The 25,702-nt window shown below is 42.8% G+C and carries 22 protein-coding genes; 4 read left to right on the top strand and 18 right to left on the bottom strand.

Annotated features, from left to right (window positions below; all coding sequences use genetic code 11):
• Positions 1-151 precede the first annotated feature (151 nt).
• Entirely contained in the window at positions 152-925 is a 774-nt protein-coding gene (locus DW152_RS09135) for a TIGR01906 family membrane protein (protein WP_021861368.1), read from the bottom strand.
• A gap of 169 nt (positions 926-1,094) precedes the next feature.
• Here DW152_RS09135 and DW152_RS09130 point away from each other — a divergent pair, with 169 nt between their 5' ends.
• The gene (locus DW152_RS09130) at positions 1,095-1,988 is read left to right on the top strand and encodes a LysR family transcriptional regulator (RefSeq protein ID WP_118288470.1); all 894 of its coding nucleotides are present in this window, start codon (positions 1,095-1,097) and stop codon (positions 1,986-1,988) included.
• Here DW152_RS09130 and DW152_RS09125 read toward each other — a convergent pair.
• Together DW152_RS09125 and argS are read right to left on the bottom strand one after the other, a co-directional pair.
• Positions 1,963-3,126, bottom strand: coding sequence for an alanyl-tRNA editing protein (locus tag DW152_RS09125; RefSeq protein ID WP_118288469.1), 1,164 nt, complete (start codon positions 3,124-3,126; stop codon positions 1,963-1,965). The two genes, DW152_RS09130 and DW152_RS09125, sit on opposite strands and share 26 nt — an antisense overlap.
• Positions 3,127-3,249: 123 nt before the next feature.
• Positions 3,250-5,016, bottom strand: a complete 1,767-nt coding sequence (gene argS / locus DW152_RS09120) for an arginine--tRNA ligase (RefSeq protein ID WP_118288468.1) — start codon at positions 5,014-5,016, stop codon at positions 3,250-3,252.
• Positions 5,017-5,296: 280 nt separating this feature from the next.
• Here argS and DW152_RS09115 point away from each other — a divergent pair, with 280 nt between their 5' ends.
• Together DW152_RS09115 and DW152_RS09110 are read left to right on the top strand one after the other, a co-directional pair.
• Positions 5,297-6,202, top strand: a complete 906-nt coding sequence (locus DW152_RS09115; protein ID WP_117537353.1) for a deoxyribonuclease IV — start codon at positions 5,297-5,299, stop codon at positions 6,200-6,202.
• A 22-nt stretch (positions 6,203-6,224) separates the two neighbouring features.
• Complete coding sequence (locus tag DW152_RS09110; protein ID WP_243059898.1) at positions 6,225-6,848, top strand: GNAT family N-acetyltransferase; 624 nt, start codon at positions 6,225-6,227, stop codon at positions 6,846-6,848.
• Between the two features lies 1 nt (position 6,849).
• Here DW152_RS09110 and DW152_RS09105 read toward each other — a convergent pair whose 3' ends face one another.
• The 15 genes from DW152_RS09105 to DW152_RS09035 all read right to left on the bottom strand — a co-directional run bounded on the left by DW152_RS09105 (position 6,850) and on the right by DW152_RS09035 (position 24,784).
• Entirely contained in the window at positions 6,850-9,261 is a 2,412-nt protein-coding gene (locus DW152_RS09105) for an ATP-dependent DNA helicase (RefSeq protein WP_330416758.1), read from the bottom strand.
• 95 nt (positions 9,262-9,356) lie between these two features.
• Complete coding sequence (locus tag DW152_RS09100; protein ID WP_118288467.1) at positions 9,357-10,508, bottom strand: double-cubane-cluster-containing anaerobic reductase; 1,152 nt, start codon at positions 10,506-10,508, stop codon at positions 9,357-9,359.
• 21 nt (positions 10,509-10,529) lie between these two features.
• Positions 10,530-11,360, bottom strand: coding sequence for an Mrp/NBP35 family ATP-binding protein (locus DW152_RS09095; protein ID WP_021861379.1), 831 nt, complete (start codon positions 11,358-11,360; stop codon positions 10,530-10,532).
• 59 nt (positions 11,361-11,419) lie between these two features.
• On the bottom strand, positions 11,420-11,797 hold the full coding sequence (locus tag DW152_RS09090; protein ID WP_021861380.1) for a RidA family protein: 378 nt from the start codon (positions 11,795-11,797) through the stop codon (positions 11,420-11,422).
• 2 nt (positions 11,798-11,799) lie between these two features.
• A complete protein-coding gene (locus tag DW152_RS09085; protein WP_021861381.1) occupies positions 11,800-12,750 on the bottom strand; it encodes an ornithine cyclodeaminase family protein in 951 nt (316 codons plus the stop codon).
• On the bottom strand, positions 12,747-14,141 hold the full coding sequence (locus DW152_RS09080; RefSeq protein WP_117537356.1) for an MATE family efflux transporter: 1,395 nt from the start codon (positions 14,139-14,141) through the stop codon (positions 12,747-12,749). The genes DW152_RS09085 and DW152_RS09080 overlap by 4 nt, the downstream gene beginning before the upstream one ends.
• Complete coding sequence (locus tag DW152_RS09075; protein ID WP_199537821.1) at positions 14,134-15,318, bottom strand: iron-containing alcohol dehydrogenase; 1,185 nt, start codon at positions 15,316-15,318, stop codon at positions 14,134-14,136. Before DW152_RS09075 ends, DW152_RS09080 begins: the two co-directional genes overlap by 8 nt.
• Before the next feature lie 205 nt (positions 15,319-15,523).
• Entirely contained in the window at positions 15,524-16,720 is a 1,197-nt protein-coding gene (gene dnaJ / locus DW152_RS09070) for a molecular chaperone DnaJ (RefSeq protein WP_117537361.1), read from the bottom strand.
• Between the two features lie 151 nt (positions 16,721-16,871).
• Positions 16,872-18,755 (bottom strand): molecular chaperone DnaK, encoded by a 1,884-nt coding sequence (dnaK, locus tag DW152_RS09065; protein ID WP_021861385.1) that lies wholly within the window; start codon positions 18,753-18,755, stop codon positions 16,872-16,874.
• Positions 18,756-18,790: 35 nt separating this feature from the next.
• A complete protein-coding gene (grpE, locus tag DW152_RS09060; RefSeq protein ID WP_199537825.1) occupies positions 18,791-19,390 on the bottom strand; it encodes a nucleotide exchange factor GrpE in 600 nt (199 codons plus the stop codon).
• 50 nt (positions 19,391-19,440) lie between these two features.
• Positions 19,441-20,484, bottom strand: coding sequence for a heat-inducible transcriptional repressor HrcA (hrcA, locus tag DW152_RS09055; protein ID WP_021861387.1), 1,044 nt, complete (start codon positions 20,482-20,484; stop codon positions 19,441-19,443).
• 147 nt (positions 20,485-20,631) lie between these two features.
• Complete coding sequence (locus DW152_RS09050) at positions 20,632-20,925, bottom strand: hypothetical protein (RefSeq protein ID WP_021861388.1); 294 nt, start codon at positions 20,923-20,925, stop codon at positions 20,632-20,634.
• A gap of 75 nt (positions 20,926-21,000) precedes the next feature.
• Positions 21,001-21,618 carry a response regulator transcription factor gene (locus DW152_RS09045; RefSeq protein ID WP_117537363.1) on the bottom strand — a complete coding sequence of 206 codons (618 nt, stop codon included), beginning with the start codon at positions 21,616-21,618 and terminating at the stop codon, positions 21,001-21,003.
• Positions 21,618-24,065 carry an ATP-binding protein gene (locus DW152_RS09040; RefSeq protein ID WP_117537364.1) on the bottom strand — a complete coding sequence of 816 codons (2,448 nt, stop codon included), beginning with the start codon at positions 24,063-24,065 and terminating at the stop codon, positions 21,618-21,620. The genes DW152_RS09045 and DW152_RS09040 overlap by 1 nt, the downstream gene beginning before the upstream one ends.
• Before the next feature lie 68 nt (positions 24,066-24,133).
• Positions 24,134-24,784: a Crp/Fnr family transcriptional regulator gene (locus tag DW152_RS09035; RefSeq protein WP_117537365.1), complete on the bottom strand. Its 651-nt coding sequence runs from the start codon at positions 24,782-24,784 to the stop codon at positions 24,134-24,136.
• Between the two features lie 115 nt (positions 24,785-24,899).
• On the opposite strand from DW152_RS09035, the gene DW152_RS09030 reads away from it, so the two are divergent.
• On the top strand, positions 24,900-25,688 hold the full coding sequence (locus tag DW152_RS09030; RefSeq protein WP_117537366.1) for an ATP-binding protein: 789 nt from the start codon (positions 24,900-24,902) through the stop codon (positions 25,686-25,688).
• Positions 25,689-25,702 lie beyond the last annotated feature (14 nt).

Here is a 25,702-nt window from a genome sequence, read left to right as displayed (position 1 = left end):
TCCATTTGTACTCTTTTACTAGTCATTAGTTACATTGTAACACATTTTATTTTATTAATAAAATTAATATACATAAATATTTTTATTAGTATATCTTATTAATCTATCTTATAATCTATGTAATATGTGTGGCTATATCTTATTTTACAACTTATCTATTCTTAGCCATATACGAACTTTTCCGGTTGCACATACAGTTCCATATAAATAGCATAGCCCACAATATGATCACAGCCACGCCAAATGTAAGCAGGATCCGAAATGCCATGTCCGAGAAGAACCCTTCCGGCAGCATCCGGATCATATAATCCGTCCCCGCATCAAACAGCCACAGTTTATTTGTAAAAATCAATTCGTGAAATAAGGTAAATGTCGCCGAGAAATCTCTGACACATGCGGCGGCGATTACTGCTACGATTGCCGCAAAGATTCCAAGTGCTGTCGTATATCCTCGAAAAAGGATTGTACGCAACCGCCACTGTTTTGCCTGTACCCCTGCTGTCTGCCGATCTTTTATTTTCAGATATTTCTTACATACATATAATACTGCAAGCAAAAACGCTGCTACTGCTGTGGCAAATCTCCGTACGATTCTTCCTTTATGAAAGAGTACCTGTACATCTGCCATATGTTCCCGGTCCTGTCTGTTGAAGAAATCCTGCATTTTACCCTCCACCGGAACTTCCACAGAGAGTTTTTCTTCCTTTCCATCCAGATATGCCATCATATGTTCCGTAACTTCCATCAGATCAGATATTTTCATATCCAGTGCTTTCGCGACCGTATATTTCTCATATTCTTTTTGATAAAAATGATACTCCGAATCACCGTATATGGCAATTTGAATACTTGTCACCAGTATGATGATAAGCAGAGCAAACATAGACATTGCCGCTAATACAGTATATATCATATTTCGTTTCATATTTCTTGTTTTCTCCGTTTATTTTTTCGATTCTTCCTGCCTGATACCTGATTCTTCTAATAATCTGTATTTTCACACTCTATTCTTATTTTAGCATATCCATTCTTGTAATTCACTTGTTTTTCACTTATAATAATTCCAATATTTATAAGGAGGTCTTATAAAATCTATGAATAACAAAACAGATATTAATTTTGAGTTGTACAAAGTTTTTTATTATGTAGCGACTACCTTAAGCTTCTCCGAAGCTGCCGGTAAGCTTTTTATCTCCCAGTCTGCAGTCAGTCAGTCCATCAAGACACTGGAAAAGAAACTGAATCAGACGCTGTTTATTCGCAGTACAAAAAAAGTCCGTCTCACTCCGGAAGGGGAGATCCTCCTGCGCCACATTGAGCCTGCCGTACAGTTGATCGTGCGCGGAGAATCGCAATTATTGGAAGCCTCCTCCGGAATCGGTCAGCTCCGCATCGGCGCAAGCGATACGATCTGCCGGTATTTCCTCGTTCCTTATCTGGAACAGTTTCACAAGGCTTTTCCTGGGACGCACATCAAAGTTACCAATGCTACTTCCATCCGCTGTGTAGAACTTCTGCGGAGCGGGCAGGTCGATCTGATTGTAGTGAATTTTCCGAACAGTCATCTGGACTCTATGTTCACGTCCACAACCATACATGACTTTCAGGATGTATTTATTGCAGATGAAACTTTCAAGGAACTGCGCGGCCGGAAAATGTCCTATCAGGAACTGCTGAAGTATCCAATCCTCATGCTGGATAAGAACAGCACGACCAGCGAATATCTGCATGCATTGTTCCAGCAGCATCAACTGGATCTTGTTCCGGAAGTGGAATTAAGCAGCAACGACCTGCTCATCGACCTTGCCCGCATCGGTCTTGGGATTGCATTTATCCCGGATTACTGCCTGACCAAAATGCCGGAAGATCTCTTTCTTCTGGAAATGAAAGAGGACCTTCCAAAAAGAAAACTGGCACTGGCTTATAACAGCCATGTACCAGTCTCCAAAGCCGCAGTAGAATTTATACATCTGCTTCAGCCTGTATAAATGTTCTTATTTCGACTTCTTTTCCTTTCAGGGAACCCTGCGTCATCTCCGGTTTTCCGCCGCCTCTTCCCTGGAAGGAAGTATTAAGGTTCTTACTCATCGGACGGACATCCGTCTCCCTGCTTCCGATGACGTAACGATAACCGTCTGCATCATTTCCCGCAAATACCGCAACAATCTTCGCTCCTCTTTCCAGAAGCTGATTCATCAGCTCCCGCGGTTCATTACCTGAAAGATCGGCGTCAAATACTGTCACAATCGGTACATCCACCGGAATCTCTTTTGCACGGTAAGCAAGAAGTTTTCCTGACAGATCTGCCACTTTGCTTTTTAATGCTGTCTGCTCTTCCTTCATATGGTGGACTGCATCTGCAATCTCCAGTTCCTTCGCACAGAGCAGTGCGGAGATCTCTTTTCCATTTGCATCTTTTGCTTCGTAATCTTTCAGCGCACGCACGCCACATAACATTGTGATACGTTCGCCGCCTTTATAATTTACCATATTTACCAGCTTGAGCATCCCGATCTCGCCGGTCTTCTTTACGTGCGGAGCACAGCAGGCACATACATCATACCCCGGAACCGTTACGATCCTTACCCGTCCTTCAATCTCGATCTTGCTCCGATAATCCATATTTGCCAGCTCTTCTTTGGACGGATAGGTCACTACAATGTCTATGTTCTTCCAGACAGCCTGGTTTGCTGCCAGCTCAATCTCTCTTAATTGTTCTTTTGTCAGTGTTCCGTCAAAATCCATCGTGCAGTAATCACTCCCAAGATGAAATCCGACATTGTTATAACCGAATCTTTCATGCACCAGCCCGGATACGATATGTTCTCCGGTATGCTGCTGCATCTTCTCAAAACGTTCTTCCCAGTTGATCTTACCGGTTACAGTTTTCCCGGCTTCCAGTGCCTTCTCTGTCGTATGATAGATGATGCCTTCCTTCTCATGTACATCCAGCACACGTACATCATCCAGCATACCGGTGTCTGCATACTGACCGCCGCCTTCCGGGAAGAAGGCGGTGCGGTCTAATACAACCTTATACTGTTCTTTATATGGTTCGCAGGAGATAACTTTTGCTGTAAACTCCTTCAGATGACTGTCTTCGTAAAATAATTTCTCTGTCTCCATATTTTTCCTCACTTGTGTATTCAAGAATGCCCTCGGCATTCTTGCTGCGAGATGCACGTCATGCAACGCATGACATATTCTTCTGTGCATCTCTGCAATCCTGCCGGAGGCTATATCAGATGATTACATTCTCTCCGGTGCTTCAAATCCTAATACGTCAATGCATGCTTCCAGTACTTCTTTTGTAAGGATCAGAAGTGCGATGTAGCTTTCTTTCTTCTTCGCGTCTTCTTCTGCGAGGATCTTCGTTCCGTGATAGAAACGGTTAAATGCATTGGAAAGATCGTAAATATATGCACAAATCTTGTGCGGTGCCAGTTCTTCAAATGCATTCTCCAGCACTTCGTTGTATTTTGCGACTTCCAACATCAGTGCTTTCTCACTGTCTGATGTTGCCGGAAGAAGTGTAATATCTTCTACATTACCGCCCTGCTCTTTGTACTTGTTCAGGATAGACTTGATTCGCACGATCGTGTACAGAATGTACGGTCCTGTATTTCCTTCAAAGGAAGTGAAACGGTCTACATCGAATACATAGTCTTTGGCTGCCTGGTTGGACAGGTCTCCGTATTTGATCGCGGAAAGTCCGACAATCTTCGCTGTCTCTTTTGCTTCTTCTTCTGACACTGTACGATTATCTGTAATTTTCTTATACATCTCTTCATCGATCTCTGCGATCAGATTCTCCAGACGCATAACGCCACCTTCTCTTGTCTTAAACGGTTTACCGTCTTTGCCATTCATCGTTCCAAAACCTAAGAATGACAGTTTTGTCTCTTCCGGTACGATCCCTGTCTTCTTGGCAGCGCGGAATACCTGTACAAAGTGCAGTTCCTGACGTTTATCTACTACATAAACAACCTGATCCGGATGGTAATCCTGTGTTCTCTGTACTAATGTTGCAAGATCCGTTGTTCCATATAAAGAAGCGCCGTCTGATTTCTGGATCATACATGGTGGAATCTCTTTTGTATCGGACTCTTCCTGTACATCAATAACAAGTGCTCCGTCATCAATGTGGGCATATCCTTCTTTTTTCAGGCGCTCGATCATATCCGGGATGTATGCCTGTGCATCAGACTCGCCCTTCCAGAGATCAAATTCTACATTCAGATTCGCATAATTTTTCTTAAGGTCAGCTACAGAAATATGCATGATATGATTCCAGATTGCTGTATATCCGCGATGACCATTCTGTAATAAATATGTTGCATGCAATGCTTCTTCACGGTATGCATCATCTTCTTTGGCTTTACCGCTTGCAGTCGGATAAATCTCTTCCAGTTCTCCGATGGTAAATGGTGCTTCTTCCGGATACTCTCCTTTAAATGCATCATCAAAATATGGCAGATCCGGCTGTCTCTTGCGAAGCTCTGTGATAATCAGTCCCATCTGGTATCCCCAGTCGCCAAGATGAATATCTCCTAATACTTTATGTCCTGCTTTTCTTGCGATACGCTTCACACTCTCGCCGATAACTGCAGAACGAAGATGTCCGACATGTAACGGTTTCGCTACGTTCGGTCCGCCGTAATCGATTACGATCGTCTTTGGTTCCTTTGCCTGTTCCAGTCCAAGATTCTCATCTTTTTTCATATCATTTAAGTATGCAGCAACTGCATCTTCATTTAACTTAATATTGATAAATCCTGGTTTTACAACCTCGATCTCTCCAATATATGTTTTATCTGTTAAATTTGCAAGAACATCCTCTGCGATCATAAACGGTGCTTTTTTATATTTCTTCGCTCCAGCCATTGCTCCGTTACACTGATATTCACAGAGATCCGGACGGTTGGAAAGCGTTACTTTTGCCAGCGCACGATCATATCCTGCCTTGTCAAAGGCTGCGGCAATTTCCTGTTCCACAAGATTAATAATTTTATCCATGTTTTTCCTCCTACTCATTCTTCCTTGCCATTTCAGAAGTCTTCCTATTTTAATATATCTACGTCCAGACAGACTTCTGAACATAATATGTATTCTAACACAAGACAATCCCCTCAACAACCTCAATCCTCTCTCTTCTTGTAAAAAAATACAATTTGTGTTACGATATCAAGAATTTAATGCCAGGGTCAAAAAGCCTGAAATCACGATGTGCTTGCGCAGGAGTAGTTTTATGGCTTAATGGTCCTCAAATATAAATAAAAACAAAAGGAGTATGATTATGTTACTAGGTTCACATGTCGGCATGTCCGGCAAGGCAATGCTCTTAGGTTCTGCGAAAGAAGCAGTCTCCTACGGAGCGAATACATTTATGTTCTATACAGGTGCACCACAGAATACCCGCCGCAAAGATATTTCCGAATTAAATATTGATGCTGCATGGGAATATATGCATGCACAGGGCATTGAACAGATCGTTGTTCATGCACCATATATTATTAATCTTGGCAATTCCGTAAAGCCGGAAACTTTTGAACTGGCTGTCAATTTTCTACGGACAGAGATCGAACGGACGAGGGCCTGCAAAAGCCATGTGCTGATCCTGCATCCGGGCGCTCATGTCGGTGCCGGTACAGATGTCGGTATTTCACAGATTATCAAAGGATTAAATGAAGTACTTACACCTGACATGGATCTTCAGATCGCACTGGAAACAATGGCTGGAAAAGGATCTGAAATCGGCAGAAATTTTGAAGAGCTCGCACGTATTATCGATGGGGTTACTTACAATGAAAAATTAAGTGTATGTTTTGATACCTGTCACACGCACGACAGCGGTTATGATATCGCACATGATTTTGACGGTGTAATACAGAAATTTGACCATATTATCGGGAAAGAACGTATTGCCGTTTTTCATATTAACGACAGCAAAAATGTCTGCGGTGCTGCCAAAGACCGCCATGCTAATATCGGCTTCGGCGAGATTGGTTTTGATGCATTATCCTATATCGTGCATCATCCGGATTTTGCCGATGTTCCAAAGATACTGGAGACGCCTTATATCCCTTCACAGGTCAAGGAGAAGAAATCTTACGCACCGTACAAATATGAGATTGAGATGTTGAAAGAAAATCATTTCAACCCGGATGTACAGGAACAGATTCTGCGCGATGCGGAAAAATAACTGAAACGGGAGAACTGCCACTATGGAAACTACTATGAACGAAAACCTCAAAGAAACTGACGTCAAAATTGAAACCGCTTCCGAAGATGATGCAAAAGAACTTCTCGATATTTATGCACCATACATTCTGGAAACCGCAATTACTTTTGAATATACGATTCCTTCTGTAGACGAATTTCGTGAACGCATCCGAAATACGCTGACAAAATATCCGTATATCAAAGCTGTTCATAACGGCAGTATCGTAGGTTATGCATACGCTTCTGCTTTCCATCCGCGAGCTGCCTATGGCTGGGCAATTGAGACTTCTATCTATGTGAAGAAAGATGCCAGAAAGATGGGACTGGGCAAGAAATTATATGCCGTTCTGGAAAGCATTCTGAAAAAGCAGGGCTTTCTGAATCTGAATGCATGCATTGCCTGCCCGAAGATTGATGACGAATACTTAACCCGCAACAGCATCAATTTCCATGAACATCTAGGTTACCGTTTTGTCGGTGAATTTGAAAAATGCGGTTATAAATTTGGCCGCTGGTACAACATGGTCTGGATGGAGAAGCACATAGGCGAACACCTCACCGAACAGCCACCGGTTATTCCATTCCCGGAACTTAAAAATTTACCGGTACTTAAAGAATTATCGTAATTTACGATTCTCTCATAATTTCAGGATTTATCCCGGAAGTTTTCGAAGCTTCTCTCGCAGACCAAAAATTTTTCACATTTTCTGCGGCACTGTTCAGATTGCAGATTTGAAAGTCTTTCCATTCACGTGGGAAGACTTTTCTGTATCTGTAATCCAGAAAGCGATCATCTAACAGCAGGATGAGTCCTTCATCTTCCTCTGTCCGGATCACACGTCCCGCAGACTGCAGGACTTTATTCATCCCAGGATAGAGATACGCATAGTCATATCCTGAAATTCCCTGCCCGTCAAAATAAGCTCTTAAAAGTTCCCGCTCTCTGCACACCTGTGGAATTCCCGGTCCAGCAATCAGCACACCGATCAGGCGGTCCGCTGTCAGGTCAATTCCTTCCGAGAAAATTCCACCCATCACGCAGAAACCAACCAGACCTTCTTCTGTATTTTCTTCAAAATTTTCCAGAAAAATCTCCCGTTCTTCTTCTGACATATACGGCGCCTGCATAACTGCCGGTATCTGCTCTCCCGGTAATTTCATAAACGCATCACAGACATTTTCCATAAAACGATACGAAGGGAAAAATGCAATATAATTGCCACGCTTCGCCAGAGCGGTCTGCCGGATATATCTTGCGTAGCGCTCGTACATGTCTTCTCCACGCTTTGTGTATTTGGTACTTACATCATTTCCTATCAAAAGCAGCCGGTTCTTCGTATCAAACGGTGATTCTGCATAGACTGCATAGTCTTCTTTCCCTGTACTTAAGAGTTTCTTATAGTACTGGATGGGAAGCAGTGTAGCTGAGAAAAAAATCGTACTATTCCCCTTATCCAGATATTCTTTAAGATTTGCTGCCGGATTCACACAGAAGAGATGGATTCGGAATCTCCCATCATCCGTTATCTCCGAATAGATCAGGTAATTCTCATCCAGCCGGTCATGAATATAGAGAAACATCCGTACTTTAAAATAAAACTCCAATACTTCTTCCTTTAATGTTTCATCTTTGCAGTCTTCCAGAAAATGATCCATCTCTGTCACCAGGTTCAGTAACTTCAGATAAACGTGTGACACACTGTTCAGGATCTGGCAGTCTTCACATTCCCGTTTTAATGCAAGGAACTGCTTATTGCATTCTTCCAGCTTCTTTGCAAGCTTCGGTGCGGTATTCTTCACTTTCTTCTTCACTGCCAGAACATCTTCTTTGTATAGATCTGCGCTGTACATTGTCCTTGCACGCTCCACCAGATTATGTGCTTCATCGATCAGAAACAGATACTCTCCCGAATTGCCTTCTCCAAAAAAGCGGCGCAGATATGCATTCGGATCAAATGCATAATTATAGTCACAGATAATCGCATCCACCCAGTTTGATACATCCAGACTCATCTCATAAGGACAGACATTCCATTTTTTCGCCTGCTCTTCCAGAATCTCTCTGCTCATCTCATCGGAAGTTGTCAGAAGTTCATATACTGCATCATTTACCCGGTCAAAATGTCCTTTGGCGTATGGACATGCATCCGGATTGCACACAGTCTCTTCACAAAAACAGGTCTTCTCCTTCGCTGTAAGCACCAGCACTTTCATCCGCAATGCCTGCTCCTTTAACGTATCAAATGCCTGCCATGCAACCGTTCTTGTGATCGTCTTTGCTGTCAGATAGAAAATCTTCTCTCCCAGTCCTTCTCCAACTGCCTTCACCGCCGGAAACACCGTTGCCATTGTCTTGCCGACTCCTGTCGGCGCCTGAATGAAGAGTTTCTTCTTCCTTGCGATCGTCCGGTAAACCGATGCCGCAAGGTTCTTCTGTCCTTCCCGGTAAGCAAATGGAAATTCAATTCCCTTAATAGAAGTGTTTCTCTTTTGCTTCCATCGCACCTGGTATCTTGCCCATTTTTCATATTGCCCGGCTACATCCAGAAACCATCTTTTCAGATCTTCATACGCATATACACTCTGAAAGCGCCGGATATCTTCTGTCTCCAGATTGCAATAAGTCATCTGCACTCCGATCTCATCCAGATTCTTCTGTGTGGCATAAATGTATGCATAACACTTTGCCTGCGCCAGATGAACAGAAACCGGTTCCTCAATCTGCTCCAGATCACGCATAACTCCTTTGATCTCATCAATCACTATACCGGATGCATTCTCGATAATTCCATCCGCACGTCCATCTATTACCAGCTTGAATCCATTACACGGAATCTCAATCTTAAGTGGAACTTCTGCATGGTAATCTGCCCCCATTCTTCTCTGGATCTTCCGGTGCATCTTGCCACCAAGGAGCATGGCATCTTTGTCCGTTCCCGCCACCCGGTTATCAATATCTCCGCTTCTTAAAATAAATTCTACCAGATTCCGGACAGAGATATGCACCTGTTCCTCTGCCACTTCCATGTTCTTATCCATCTCTTACTCCATAATACTACTCTACTTATGATGATTAAAATTGCCCCCGGATTTTGTTATACAAAACCCAGAGGCTCTCTTACAACATTTCACTCTTACAGCATCTCAATAAATGCAGTGATTCTTGTGTTAAGCTGTCCAATATCTGCTTGTGAATAATCTGTCTCTACATTGATATATGGAATATGCTTCTCTTCGTTTACAAATCTGCGTACAGATAATGTCTCGACATTGTATGTATGACATGCCTGCAAAGTCATCTCTACAACACCGTCCACCTGATATTCGTCGATCAGTCTGCCTAATAGCTCAAAACGGTTCGGGTTCGGAGTCATAACCGAACATCCGATATTCAGATATCTTCTTGCAATTGCATCATACACATCCGGATTGTTCTCGTCTACCAGCTTGTCAATGGATTTTGCACCGGAACAGTTCTCATATGTAACAACGATTCCGCCGTTATCTTCCACTGCACGGATGACCTTCTCCGTTGCTCCTCCGATCGGACATCCTGTGATCAGAATTCGCGGTTTCTTCTCCTGCATCTTACCTTCGGCATACTCTTTCTCAATCTTATCTACAAGTGCATTTACCTCACCAGGAATCTGTTTGCGATCAAATTTAAATGTACTTCCGTATAAAACTTTGAATAAATCATAGCCGGAAATCGGCGCCGGATCATGGCGCATAACCTCATAAAGCTTCTTCAAAGATCTTCTCGCTTCATTATTTACTTTAACTGCTTCTCTGATCTGTTCTTCTGTAATCTCTACATCAAACTTTTTCTCCAGATATTCTTTGAAACGGATGATCTCTTTCTTCCAGAGTTTTAAAGAATCTTCACTCTGCGAATTAGGAAGCTCCATTACGAATGTATCCTTAAACTTGGACATTAATTCGTACATCTTCTTCTTTCCATCACAGGTTGTCTCTCCGACTACAACATCGGAAAAATAAAAAAACGGACATTTGTCTGTCTTCGCAAATCCGTAGCTGGATTTGATCAGCGGACATAAGTTCTTTGGAAGATCCTTTTCCGCTTCTGCAATTGTCTCATCCGATGTAGAACAAAGACTGACTGTTGCAGCTCCCATTGCCATTGCAATCTCCTGCGGAAAATAAGTACAATAAGATCCTACTACCGGTATCCCCTGATCTTTTAACTGTTTTACTGCAAGGAAAGAGTTCTTTCTCTGTTCTGCAAATTCTTCAAAAACCTCCGGCAGTTCTTTAATTACTTCCATGGTTATTCTCCTCTTTGACATTTACAATTTATTTACAGCATCGGTCAAATAATCATTGCTGATCTCGTAGAAACGCTCTTCTTCTACTGCTTCTGCCAGTCCTGCATCGATCGGCATCTTTCCAATTACCGGAATATCCAGTTCTTTTGCCGTCTCATCTACATGGCTCTCACCAAATACAGAAATCTTCTTTCCGCAGTCCGGACAGACAAGATAACTGTAATTTTCTACAATTCCAAGCACCGGAATATCCATCTGACATGCCATATTGTATGCTTTCTTAACGATCATCTGTACCAGATCCTGTGGAGATGTTACAATCACGATTCCATCAACCGGCAATGACTGGAATACTGTAAGCGGAACGTCACCGGTTCCCGGTGGCATATCTACAAAGAGATAATCCAGTTCTCCCCACATAACATCTGTCCAGAACTGTGTTACAACATTTGCAATGACCGGACCTCTCCATATAACCGGATCGGATTCATTCGGCAAAAGTAAATTGACAGACATGATCTTTGTTCCGTCTTTTGCCTCTTCCGGAATGATTCCTTCTTCTGTTCCCATTGCCTGTTTGTGGATTCCATACATCTTCGGAATAGATGGACCTGTAATGTCCGCATCCATGATTCCGACATTAAATCCTTGTTCTCTCATAATACGAGCAAGAGAGGCTGTTACCATAGATTTGCCAACCCCGCCTTTTCCACTTACAACTGCAATTACTTTATTCACATGTGAATGTGGATTTGCCGGTTTCAAAAGGCTCTGCGGTTTGCTTCCGCAGGAATCTGCATGTGCGCATCCGGCACAATCTGACGGCTTACATCCATTTTGTTCTTCTGCCATTCTAACTGTCCTCTTTTCTTGATACTTTTTATTTCACTGCTCTGTGAAACAGCTCTTTCTTATTCTTCTACTGCTGCGATCAGTTCTACTTCGCATTTGACATTCTTCGGAAGTGTCTTTACAGCAACACAGCTTCTTGCCGGTTTAGATGTAAAATATTTTGCATATACTTCGTTAAATGCTGCGAAATCATTCATATCTGCAAGGAAGCATGTTGTCTTAACTACTTTGTCAAAAGATGTTCCTGCTGCTTCCAGAACTGCTGCCAGGTTCTTGCATACCTGTTCTGTCTGCTCTTCGATTGTCTCCGCTTCTACTGCATCTACAGCCGGATTGATTGGAATCTGACCTGCAGAGTAAAACATTCCTCCATGAACATATCCCTGTGAATAAGGTCCTAATGCTTTTGGTGCTTTTTCTGTTGCTACTACTTTCATAATTAGTTCTCCTTTGCTTTTTCTAATATTTTCTGTGCAATACACACATCAAAAAGTCCCATACCTACGGATTTAAAATAGGTGGTCTTTTTTGGGTCGGTAATTTCCTGCGGATTTCCTGCCAGATAATCACTCATTAAAATTGTCTGCTCTTCTTTCAGACGTCCATCTTTTATCGGCTGACTTAAGTCTCCACTCTCTTCGCATGCATATGGGAGCTCAATGTAGACTTCATTTGTCAAATCCCAGATCGCATCCGGAATCTCACGCATCTCAGGCGTGTAAGAACCGATTGCAATGATACATTTTCCTTCTAACAAATCCTTGTCATCCGGTAATACCGGCTGCGTGGAAGGTGTTGTTGTACAAATGATCTCACTGTTTTTAACCATCTCCTCCGCTGTCTTACATTGTACTACCTTTACATCCGGGTTATCAATAGCTTTTTCCAGTCTTGCCAGATAATCTGTCAGATCTCTGTCACTGTGATTATACACATAAACCGTATCAATCGGTCTTGCCACACATGCATACAATGCCTGATAGAATCCCTGTACACCGGCTCCTGCGATTCCGACTGTATGACAGTCTTTTCTGGATAAATGCCGGATGCCGACACCTCCGACTGCTCCTGTTCTCCATGCAGTTACCCTCTGGCCGTCCATTACTGCCAGCGGTTTCCCTGTCTTATAATCATTCAGATACATGATTCCATCGATAGATGGCAAACCAAGTTCTGCGTTATCTGGAAAAATACTTAAAATTTTTGTTCCAATAACTTCCTTCGTATAACATGGCATATACATCATTGTCTTGTTCGCATCTTCTACACACGGACGCGGCGGCATATAATAATCACCTGCTTTAAAAATCTTATAGGCTTCTTCAATCTGATCCATCATCTCATTTCTGTCGATCAGCTTATCAATCTGTTCACTGTCTAAAACTATCATACTACTTCTCCTTCCAATTCTTCTCTTTCTCTTGTGACATCTTTCAACCACTTATAGCTTAAATACCGCTTAATCGTAATCGGTATCTTGATCAATTCATCACTCATCAATATCATATAAACAACCGGAACACCGGCATGGAAGATAAATGCTGCTGCCGCTCCCAATAAGATTGAGCAGCCCCACATCGTTGATACATCCATGATCATTCCAAATTTGGTATCTCCTCCTGACCGGAAAATTCCGATCACCATTGTCGTATTAAATGCCTGCGCCACAGTAAAATACGACATGACAAAAAACATAAAGCTTAAATAACTTCCCGCCTGTGCCGTAAGTGCCAAATTCGCTCTTGCAAGCGGTGCCGCCAGTAGGATCAGAAGTCCTCCAAGTCCTCCGAGCAACAGGCTCAACCAGATAAAGCGGACTGCGTACGCTTTCGCATGTTCCATCTTCTTCTCACCAATTGTCTTGCCTAGATAAATAGCCGCTGCATTTGAAATACCAAAAGCTACAACCGTTGCAAGCTGTCTTGCCACCTGTGCCACAGAATTAGCCGCAACTGCCGCGCTTCCAAGATGACCGATCACTGCTGTATTCGCAGAGCTTCCAAGTCCCCACATTAATTCGTTTAATACAACCGGAAGTGCATAAACAAGAAAGTCTTTCCACAAAACCGGATCAATGTGCAGCATATCCTGCAACCGGATCCGTACGATTTTATTTTTCAAGAATGCATAGAACAGTACCATAATCGTCTCGGCACCTCTTGCACACAATGTTCCGATTGCCGCACCCGCAATGCCTAGTTTCGGAAATCCAAACATCCCAAAGATTAACACAGCATTGATAATAATATTCAGACCCAGCGACACTGCATAGATAAATGTTGCTATGACAACCTTCTCCATACTGCGGATAATATTCAGATATACCTGTGTTACTGCCATAAATATGTAAGAAAGTGCCACGATTCTTAAATATTTCACACCTTCTGCTATGACAACCGGATCAGAAGTATAGATCCGCATCAGCAGCCCCGGTATGCCAAGTGCCGCCACTGCAAATACAACCGCCGTTGTCAGTCCGGTACGAAGCCCGATACCAAGTATCTTTTCTATCGTTCTTGTGTCTTTCTTTCCCCAATACTGTGCGGTCAGCACCGTTGCTCCGGATGTCGTACCATAGAAAATCAGTGTCATAATAAACTGCACCTGTCCAGCAAGTGATGCTCCTGACAGTACCTTTTCTCCGACTTTTCCAAGCATGATCACATCCGTTGCCGTCACACCGACATTAATCAGATTCTGTAATGCCATCGGGATTACCAGTGCAAATACGCTCTTATAAAAAAGTTTCCAGTCGATATTTAAGTTCTTCGTCTTATTCATGATTTGCTGCTTTGTAGATCTCGTACATATCCTGCTTCTTCAGTTTCTTAAAGCTTCCAAGTTCTACAGTATCTCCTTTTGTCGCACTATCTGCCATCTGCATAAGAACATCATCTTCCAGTACGCCGGTCTTCATCTGTCCAATACATACTGGCATCTCGATTCGTTCAAAGAACTTCTCTGTCTCTTCAATCGCTGCCAGTGCAGCCTTTATATCATCCACTTCTTCAATCCCCCAGACTTTTCTTCCGAAATGTGCAAATCTTGGGATGTCAATCTGGTAAACATACCGTGCCCAGCTTCCCCATACTGCGGAAAGTGTTGCTCCGTGTGCTTCATCAAACATGCCACCGATCTCATGCCCCAGCTTGTGACATGCAAAATCTTTTGGTCTTCCAAGTCCTGTCATATTATTATGCGAAATGCTTCCGCACCACATGATTTCACTTAATGCATCATAATTCTGCTGGTCTTCATATGCTTTTAATCCATTGCGGATCACTGTGCGGAGAACACCTTCTGCAATCTCATCTGTCAGTTCATTACCATCTACCGGTGTGAAATAACGCTCCATTGTATGCATCATAATATCTACAATTCCACATGTAAGCTGATACTTCGGCAACGTATACATCAGTTCCGGATTCATCATTGCAAACTTCGGACGCACAAGATCACTGTGTGCACCTGCTTTCTTTCCGGTCTCCTCATTTGTCAATACAGCAGAATCACTCATCTCACTTCCTGCTGCCGCAATCGTAAGTACAACTCCAACCGGAAGTGCCTTCTCAATTGGAATTTTACCACTCCAGAATTCTTCCAGATCTGTTCCCGGTTTTGCTGCTGCGATTGCAATTGCTTTAGCAGTATCAATACAGCTTCCTCCTCCAACTGCCATAACCAGATCAGCGCCAGAATTGATTGCCTTTTTCACGCCTTCTTTTGCAAGGGACATTCTTGGATTCGGCTTCACGCCTCCAAGTTCTTCCACTTCGATTCCTTCTGCTTTTAAAACCGCTTCAACCCGTCCGAGCAGCCCACTTCGAACGACACTTCCACCACCATAAACAAGCAGAACTTTCTTTGCCTGCCATTCCTTTGCAAGTGTTCCTGCTTTCAGCTCTGCCTCTTTGCCAAACACAATCTTCGTTGGCATATATTGTTCAAAACTATGCATGATTTTTCTCCTTTCCGTTTCCAAATCCGTATCTTTTATTATAACGGATAAGTCTTGTTCCGTCCACCACTTACATGCCGAATCATTCCCTGTTAAGAAATAAGCAATTTTAAAAAAACAGAAAGAGAATATGCATCGATATATCTCTATATCCGATTCACATTCTCTTTCTGTTCATTATTCATCTATGGCTAATAAATCTCTTCTAATCCTCAAAAGCTTCTTTCACTTTATCCATAAAGCCTTTTTTCTTCTTTCCGCCTTTTGCAGAATCCTTTGGTTCGGATGATTCCGGTGTATGCAAAGTATTGCCGGAAAGCTCATCGAACTTGCGGAGTGCTTCTTTCGCTTCTGCACTTAAATGTTCCGGTGTCTGGATCACCAGTGTTACATAATGATCGCCACGGATGCTTGCACTTCGGATAGAAGGAACTCCCTTGCCTTTGAGACGTACTTTTGTACCGGTCTTGGTTCCCGGTTTTACAGTGTAGATCACATCTCCGTCTACGGTCTTGATCTTCACATCTGCACCAAGTGCTGCCTGTGCGAATGAAATCGGTACCGTAGAAAAAATATGCATATCCTGCCGCTGGAAGATCGGATGTCTGGATACAACCACTTCTACCAGAAGATCTCCTCTTGGTCCGCCGTTCACGCCCGGTTCTCCTTTTTCACGGATTCTTACACTCTGTCCATTGTCAATACCTGCCGGAATGGATACAGATATTTTCTTTCTGTTGGAAACATAACCGGTTCCACCGCAGCCTGAACACTTCTCACGGATGATTTTACCGGTTCCGTGACAGTCCGGACAGGTCTGTACATTCTGTACTGTTCCGAAGAAGGACTGTTGTGTATAAACAACCTGACCTTTTCCTCCACATTTTGAACATGTCTCCGGGGATGTTCCCGGTTTTGCACCTGTTCCATTACATTTCGGACATGAATCTTTTAATACAACATCCAACTCTTTTTCACAGCCAAACACTGCTTCTTCAAATGTAATTCTGACACTCTTGCGGATGTTTGCACCTTTCATAGGTCCCTGACTGGCACGACCGCCTCTTCGGCCGCCTCCAAACAGATCACCAAACATATCTCCGAAAATGTCACTGAAATCTGCGCCGTTAAAATCAAATCCGCCGAATCCACCGGCTCCGCCTGCGCCACCTTCAAAGGCTGCATGACCGTACTGGTCGTACTGACGACGTTTGTCTGCATCGCTCAGTACCGCATAGGCTTCCGATGCTTCTTTGAATTTCTTTTCCGCCTCTGCATCACCAGGATTCATATCAGGATGGTATTTTTTAGCGACTTTTCTGTATGCTTTTTTAATTGTGGCTTCATCTGCATCTCTGCTTACGCCAAGCACTTCATAATAATCTCTCTTTGATTCTGCCATCTCTTATCCCTTTCCACTGTAAATCTAATCTGCCTTTCCTGTATCTGTAAGCACCTGCCACTGACAGCTTCTTACGGATACTGTGAAACAGAAAGAAGTTCTGTGTGCCCGGCTTACACCGGACACACAGAACAACCTATCTTACCAGGTCTTATACTTCTTTATAATCTCCGTCTACTACGTCGTCTCCCTGGAATCCTTCCGGTGCCGGACCTGCTCCCTGTGCACCTGTTCCCATGTTCGGATCAGCTCCCTGTGCGCCAGCTGCAGCTCCTGCCTGCTCATACATCTTTGTGAAGAGTTTCTGAGCACTCTCTGTCAGTTTTTCTTTTGCTGCTTTAATCTCAGCGATCTGAGCATCTGTCATCTCTTCTGTATTTGCCTTCTCAAGCAGATCTTTCAGTGCTTTGCAGTCAGCTTCTACTGCTGCTTTGTCAGCTGCATCCAGTTTGTCTCCAGCTTCAGACAATGCTTTCTCTGTCTGGAATACGAATGCATCTGCTTCGTTCTTTGTATCGATTCCTTCTTTACGTTTCTTATCCTGTGCTTCAAATGCAGCAGCTTCTTTTACAGCTTTATCAATATCTTCATCAGACATGTTAGATCCTGCTGTGATTGTGATATGCTGCTCTTTTCCTGTTCCAAGATCTTTTGCAGATACATTTACGATACCATTTGCATCGATATCGAATGTAACTTCGATCTGCGGTACTCCACGCGGAGCCGGTGCGATTCCATCCAGTCTGAACTGTCCGAGGGACTTGTTGTCTTTAGCAAACTGTCTCTCACCCTGTACAACGTTGATATCAACGGCTGTCTGGTTATCTGCTGCTGTAGAGAAGATCTGGCTCTTCTTTGTCGGGATTGTTGTATTTCTCTCGATCAGTCTTGTGGCTACACCACCCATTGTCTCGATAGACAGTGACAGTGGAGTTACATCCAGGAGAAGGATGTCGCCTGCGCCTGTATCTCCTGCAAGTTTACCACCCTGAACAGAAGCACCAAGTGCTACACACTCATCTGGGTTCAGAGATTTGCTAGGCTCTTTACCTGTCAGACGTTTTACTTCTTCCTGTACAGCCGGGATACGTGTAGATCCACCAACCAGCAGTACCTGACCAAGCTCAGAAGCTGTGATACCAGCATCAGATAATGCTCTCTGAACCGGCTCAGATGTCTTCATCACAAGGTCGTGTGTCAGTTCATCAAATTTAGCTCTTGTGAGGTTCATATCAAAATGTTTTGGTCCCTCTGCTGTAGCTGTGATGAATGGCAGGTTGATATTTGTGGTTGTTGCAGAAGAAAGTTCTTTCTTCGCTTTCTCAGCTGCTTCTTTTAATCTCTGCAGTGCCATCTTATCTGTAGATAAGTCTACACCTTCCTGTTTCTTGAATTCGGCGATCATGTAATCTGTGATCTTCTGGTCAAAGTCATCTCCACCAAGTCTGTTGTTACCTGCTGTAGATAATACCTCGATAACACCGTCACCAATCTCGATTACGGATACATCGAATGTACCACCACCAAGGTCATATACCATAATCTTCTGTTCATTCTCATTGTCAAGTCCGTAAGCAAGTGCTGCTGCCGTAGGCTCGTTGATGATACGTTTTACATCAAGTCCTGCGATCTTACCGGCATCTTTTGTAGCCTGACGCTGAGCATCGTTGAAGTAAGCAGGTACTGTGATAACAGCTTCTGTTACTTTTTCTCCAAGATATCCTTCTGCATCTGCTTTTAATTTCTGAAGGATCATTGCTGAAATCTCCTGCGGAGAATATTTCTTCTCATCTACAGTTACTTTATAATCAGATCCCATCTCTCTCTTGATAGAAGAGATTGTTCTCTCTGCGTTTGTAACTGCCTGACGTTTTGCAGGTTCACCTACAAGACGCTCTCCTGTTTTTGTAAATGCTACTACTGACGGTGTAGTTCTTGCACCTTCTGTGTTAGCGATAACTGTTGGCTGTCCACCTTCCATTACGGCTACACAGCTGTTTGTTGTACCTAAGTCAATACCAATGATTTTACCCATAATAATTGTCCTCCTGTTCTATTTCTAAATAAATTCTAATTTGCTACTTTTACCATACTGTGTCTCACTACAGAGTCACGATACATATAACCTTTTTGGAATTCTTCGGCAATGATATTCTCACCGAGATTCTCATCTTCCACATGCATAACCGCATTGTGAAGATTCGGGTCAAATTCCTGACCTACCGCTTCGATAGGTTTCACCTCGATTCCTTCCAGTGTTGTCATCAGTTGTTTGTAAACCTTCTCCATTCCCTGGATAAATGGATCCTCTTTGTCTTCTTCCTTCACTGCATCCAGACCTCTTTCGAAATTGTCTACAACCGGAAGAATCTTCTCTATGATATCTTTCGCACCAACTTCGTACATTTGGGATTTCTCCTTCTCTGTACGTTTGCGGAAGTTATCAAACTCTGCCATCTGACGAGTGAGTCTGTCAGTCAGTTCCTCAATCTTCTCGTCTTTTTTATCTTTCTTATCCTTCTTGCCAAATAACTTCTTGCCGGATTTCTTCTCTTCTGTATCGGATTCTTTGCTGTCCTCTTTCTCTGCTTCCTTCGCTTCGTCTTCGGCTGCCTCTTCTTTAGTGGCTTCAGCTGTCTTCTTTGCTTCCTCCACAGCTTCCTTTACCATCTCTTCCTGGCTCTTTTCTTTGTTATCTTCCAAGGGTACTTCCACCTTTCTTATTCATTCTTATGAAACATCTGATCCAGTTCTGTCTGGAGACGCTTCATAGATTTTAAAACATGCTCATAATCCATCCGCTTCGGTCCGATAATGCCTATCGTTCCCTTCATGCCCTCGCCTAATTCATAGGTTGCGGTCACGACACTGCAGTCCTTCATGTTCTGTACCGGTGCTTCATCACCGATATAAACCTGGATTCCTGTATTCTCTTCATGAGAAAGTGTCTGGGTTACAAGCTCTGTAAGCTGTTGTTTTTCTTCAAATGCACTGATGATATCCTGAGCGCTCTGCTTATCGCTGAGCTCCGGATATTTGAAAATGTTCGTCGCACCACTTGTATAGATCTGCATATCTTCATCGACCTGTATCGTATCTGCGACTGCATCCAGTACGTTGCCAATCACCACGCTGTGAATACCTGCCTGCTCTTTGAGTCTTGCGATCAGTCCTAAATTGATCTCCTCAATGGACATACCATTGAGTGTTGTATTCAAAAGCATATTCAGCTTCAGCAGGTTCTCATTGCTGAGCGGTTCTTCCAGATGAATGAGCTTGTTCTTAATCACATTGCCGCCGAGAACAATTACCGCGATCACCTGTTCTTCATCCACCATAGACAACTGGAGGAACTTGATCTTATTGGAATTGTTCATCGGAGTGGAAACCATCGTTGCGTAATTCGTATTGTTCGCTAAAACTTTGGCTGCCTGTTTCAGAAGCTGATCCATCTTATCTGCTTTCTGAAGCATCTGATCCTGCATATCATTCAGTTCCTGCTCCTTCTCCTGCATCAGCATATCTACATATAATCTGTAGCCTTTATCCGAAGGAATACGACCTGCCGATGTATGTGGCTGTATGATATAACCAAGTTCTTCCAGATCCGCCATCTCATTACGAATCGTTGCTGAACTTAAATTCAAATCCGTATATTTGGAAATAGTTCTCGATCCGACCGGCTCGCCACTCTCTAGATAAGTCTGTATAATCGCATGTAAAATCTTAAGCTTACGATCACTCAGTCCATGTTCTTCTAACATCAGCTCTCCTCCTTTCGGATTTTTCTTTGTTAGCACTCATTAAAAAGGAGTGCTAACATCTTTCGACTATTAATGTAGCACTCCTTTTTCTGTTTGTCAACAGTATTTATTATTTTTTTAGATTCTTTTCAAACGCTTTAAAACAGTCTAGCTCAGTTCTACTTTTGCAGCCTCTTCCGGTTTGAAATCATTTGCCAAATCATAGATATTATGTCCTGTAGACTCACTTAATACACGTCCCTCTAATGAATAGCAGCGGATAAATCTTTTACCATCTACACTTGACCAGTGTTCTACATCCCAGCTCATGTATCCGTCTTCATCAGATTTCTTCTCTTTCAGATAAAGATCTACCTGACGGCCGTCTTTCATAAGCTGAACCAGTCCGTCTGTTCCATTTACTTCTACTTCTGCTTTGTTTACTGTGTCAAAAATTTTCATTTTGCATTCCTCCTGCGTGGTTATATATTTCCTCTATTATAGCCTTTTTCTATGTAAAACACAACCGAACATCCCCTATCCTTCAAACATTTTCCGCAGATCTCTTCTTTTCTCCACCTCAAGTTTTGAAAATATGCGAGTAATTACATTTTTCACATAACCATAAGAATAATGATATTCCGCCGCGATCTCCCGGTTGTCCATCCCTTTTGCAACTGCCTGCGCAATCTTCCACTCGATTGGGCTTAACACTTCCTGCATCTTTTTATACGTTTCATTCTCCTTTATTTCTTCCGTTCGTTCTTCTCTGGCCCGTCCTTCTTCATATTGTAAATGGCGTTCCACTCTTGCAAGCAGTACTTCTTTCACAAATGGTTTCACAATATAATCTACCGCGCCGGATTTTAATCCTCGCACTTCATAATCTGCATCGGAAAATCCGGTCAGGAAAATAATCGGCACACTGCCTGCCGCCGGAATCTTCTTCATCTCATTTAGTGTCTCATATCCATCCATTCCAGACATAGCAATATCCAGAAGGATCAGATCCGGGATCACGCCTTTTTCCAGAAGTGCAATCGCCTGGCTCCCGGCTTTGGCTACACTGACACTGTAAAATTCTGACAGAATCTCTTCTGCTGTCTTTAATAAAATCAGATCGTCATCCACGATCAATACATGTTTTTTCTCCATCAGTGTTCCTCCTTCCACTTTCTGAAAATACTCTCTGCTTCTTCAAAATCCAGCTCGCGGATTTTCTGTCCGATCTGTTCCAACAGCTTTCTTCTCTCCGGATCATTTTCTGTGTCCAGCAGCTTTTGATTCCAGGTGGAAGCTTCCTTCCCCTGATAACGCATCAATGCTTCCCGTAATGCTTTTTCATAGGTTTCTTTCAGGTTTATATCTGCTATGGTACTCTCTGCTTCTTCGTTTTCTCTCTGCGGTATGAGCTGCACTATTTCTTTCCGGAACTGTCTGGCTCCTTTTACCGTTCTCTCCCATTCCAGATAAAGAAGCGGCATTGCATATTTGAAATAATCCGCATCCATTTCTTTGCCATGCACTTCCATCGCCTGTGCCAGCTCTGAGAGTTCTCCTGCGCCAATTGCTTTTGCATTGCTTTTCAGTGTATGCATTTCACCGGTCAGTGCCATCAGGATCTCAGTCCTTTTCTTTTCTGTATCTGCATATTCCAGTGCTTTTTCCATTTTCTCCATCTGCCTGCGATTCGGTTCATAATAATCTGTAAAAAATTCTATCAATTTTGCATATTGATATATATTTCCATCCAGTAAATGCAGTCCTTTTTCCATCTGGATCTCACAGACTTGCAGCTGTGCTTTCAGCCGGTTGTAATCTTTTCCTGATATTTTCCATTCTTTTCGGCTGCTTTTTGTAACCAGTATATCCGGCAGATAAGCCAGAAGCAGCTCTTCCATTCTCTCCCAGCGAATCGGTTTTGATAAATAAGCGGCAAATCCTTCTTTTTCAAACATCTGCTGGATTCCACTTGTAACATCTGCCGTCAGTGCGATCACCGGAACACGGATTTCCATCTCCTTCATACGCCGAAATGTTTCCAGCCCATCCATTTCCGGCATCATATAATCAAGAAATATCATATGATAATTTCCTTTTCTGACTTTCTCGATACATTCCAAGCCACTCACTGCTGTATCTGTGCGGATCTTGGTATGTTTTAACAGTGAACAAATCACTCGCAGGTTCTCTTCCCTGTCATCCACAATAAGAACCTTTGCATCCGGTGCAACAAAAGTGCGCGCATGCTTTTCTTCTATTTCTTTCCTTGGATGCCATTCTCCGGATTTTTGTTTTCCTGCCTCTTCCAGAGGAAATGTTACCGTAAATCTGCTCCCTGTCCCGACTTCACTTTGTACTTCAACCTTTCCATCCATCTCCCGGCAGAGTTCTCTGACAATTGCCAGCCCCAGACCGCTTCCTTCAATATTTCTGTATTTTTTCACATCCACTCTGGTAAATGCATCAAATAACGTATTCATTGCTTCTTTCTCTATGCCATATCCGGTATCTTTCACAGAAAAACGGATCTTTTCGCCACATCTTTCCACCTGGAATACAATAGAACCGTTCTCCGTGTATTTCACAGCGTTACTGATCAGATTCAGCATAATCTGTTTCATATGTAAAGCATCCCCGTTTATATATTCCGGCAGCGTTTCATCTATTTTCACCTGAAACTCCAGATTTTTATTTTCCGCCTGTCCGGATCCTAACAGCCAGATTTCCTGTACAAGTGCCGAAATAGAAAATGGTTCTTTTGTAATCTTTATTTTTCCGGATTCAATTTGGGAAATATCCAGCACGTTATTGATCAATGATAACAGATAATTTCCGGATTTTTCAATTCCCTGTGCGTATTGCCTGATATCCTCCGAATCACATTCCCTGAGTATCATTTCATTCATTCCAAGCATCACATTGATCGGTGTCCGTATTTCATGACTCATATTTGCAAGGAAAACACTTTTCGCCTGATTTGCTTTCATAGCTTCTTCTCTCGCTTCTGTCAGATAGATCTGCTGCCTGTTATACAGACGGAAATGCAGGTAAGTAACTGTACCGATAGCAAGACTCGATACTGCAACGCCTACGATGGTATCAATAACGATCTCTTTCTCCGACAGAAACCAGATAACCGTCTGCGGGTATGCATAGGCAATTCCTATTGTTGCAATATAGATTATCAGTTCAATCAATACACAGCAGATCATCTGCAAACGTTCCAGCATAAATACAGTAAATAAAATTCCAAAGACATAAAAACATGGCATGCCACTTTTGTAACCGCCGCCTTTAAAAAACAGAATTGGAAACAGGATCATGAAGATCGCTATAATTGTTATAAAATAACAGAACTGATAATTTCGGCTTTTATATGCATAATATAAAAGTGAAAAAGATAAGACCGCTGTCACCCCATTGGTAAATAACAACACCGGATTTCCACTGTTCATATAAGAAAAAATACCATTCATCACACTGATCAGTACTCCCACGATCGCCAGTATATTAAACAGCCTTACACGAAACGGAAGCGCTGTATCTAAAAACAGTGATTCCAAAATATGCTGCATTTTCTTGTCTTTTCGTTCCTTCATGCGACAATCCTCCAATTTGTTCTGTTTTCAGTATAAAATACTCCCTCTGAAATCATAGTGTCTTCCGGTCACATTTCTTTTAACCAGAATTCATTCTTCCGGCAGTCCAGTATGCCTGTTTTTTTTAATTTACCAAGTTCCGCAGACATGGCACTTCTCTCCACGCAGAGATAATCGGCAAGTTCCTGTCTGTCGAAAGGAATCGTAAAATGCATACTCTGTGCCTTCTTTGCACAATCCGAAAGATACGATAACAGTTTTTCTTTTGTACTCCGTCTGGAAATATGGCTGATTTTTTCATTCAATGCAACATTTTTTATTGCCATGATCCGGACAAGGTTGCTGATGAGCCGCTGGTGAAATGTACACGACATCGGACATGTCTCGATCACTTTATTCATATTAATAAGAAGTATTCTGCAATCTGTCACCGCCATTACACTGACCGGACTCTTCTTAATTCCCGCGCAGGAAAATGCAGCCCCGTATAACTGTCCCGTTTTTACATGCTCCAGAATATTACGGTTGCCAAACACATCCTCTTCGGCAACCTGCACCATCCCTTCCAATACTAATCCCGCACCTGCAGATGATTCTTCTTCCGTAAGGATCATCTCTCCTTTTCTGTAACTTTTTTCTCTTCCATCCAGACATTTTAACATTTCTGTCAGATTTTCCTCCCGGATTCCTCCAAATAATGGAATTTCATTTATTTTCATAAAAAATCTCCTTTTGTTGGAAATACAACATCTTTTTTATTTTTATTGTAGTAGACTAAGCAAGACAAAACAAGTAAACCATTTAATTTTTATTATATGAAAAGGAGAATTTTACATGATCAGAAAAATTATTCAAATAGACGAAGAAAAATGTAACGGATGCGGTGCCTGTGCAAACGCATGCCATGAAGGTGCAATCCAGATGATCGATGGGAAAGCACGGCTGATTCGTGACGATTATTGTGACGGACTGGGCGATTGCCTTCCTGCCTGTCCGACCGATGCCATCCATTTTATAGAAAGAGAAGCTGCAGCATATGACGATGATGCTGTGAAAGAACATTTGAAGAAAAAAGGCGGCGACGCGCTTAAAAGACACCTGGATGCAAAAGAGGCTCATAAACATGACACTCCTGTCGAAAAATCTTCCCACAAAGAGAAACCATCTACTTTCACAGGCTGTCCGGGACAGCGCATCCGCTCCATCATGCACCGTAATGAAGAATCAGCTACCTCTGCTGATAATGGAACGGCTCCGGTAAGCCAGCTCAGCCAGTGGCCTGTACAGATCAAGCTTGCTCCGATCAATGCTCCTTATTTTGACGGTGCAAACCTGCTGATCGCAGCCGACTGTACTGCATACGCTTACGCTGATTTCCACAACCGTTTCATCCGCAACCGCATTACTCTCATCGGATGTCCGAAGCTGGATGCTGTCGATTACACTGAAAAACTGACCTCGATCATTGCCGGAAACGACATCAAGAGCGTTACCATTGTCCGCATGGAAGTGCCTTGCTGCGGCGGTCTGGAGTATGCCGCAAAAGAAGCTTTAAAAGCAAGCGGGAAATTCATTCCCTGGCAGGTTGTCACTGTAAATATTGACGGTTCTTTACAGAAATAATTAAAAAGGGACAG

Origin of the sequence: Dorea sp. AM13-35, assembly GCF_003473885.1 — a bacterium.
GTDB classification, from domain to species: Bacteria; Bacillota; Clostridia; order Lachnospirales; family Lachnospiraceae; genus Dorea_D; species Dorea_D hominis.
This window is presented reverse-complemented; position numbering and strand designations above follow the sequence as displayed.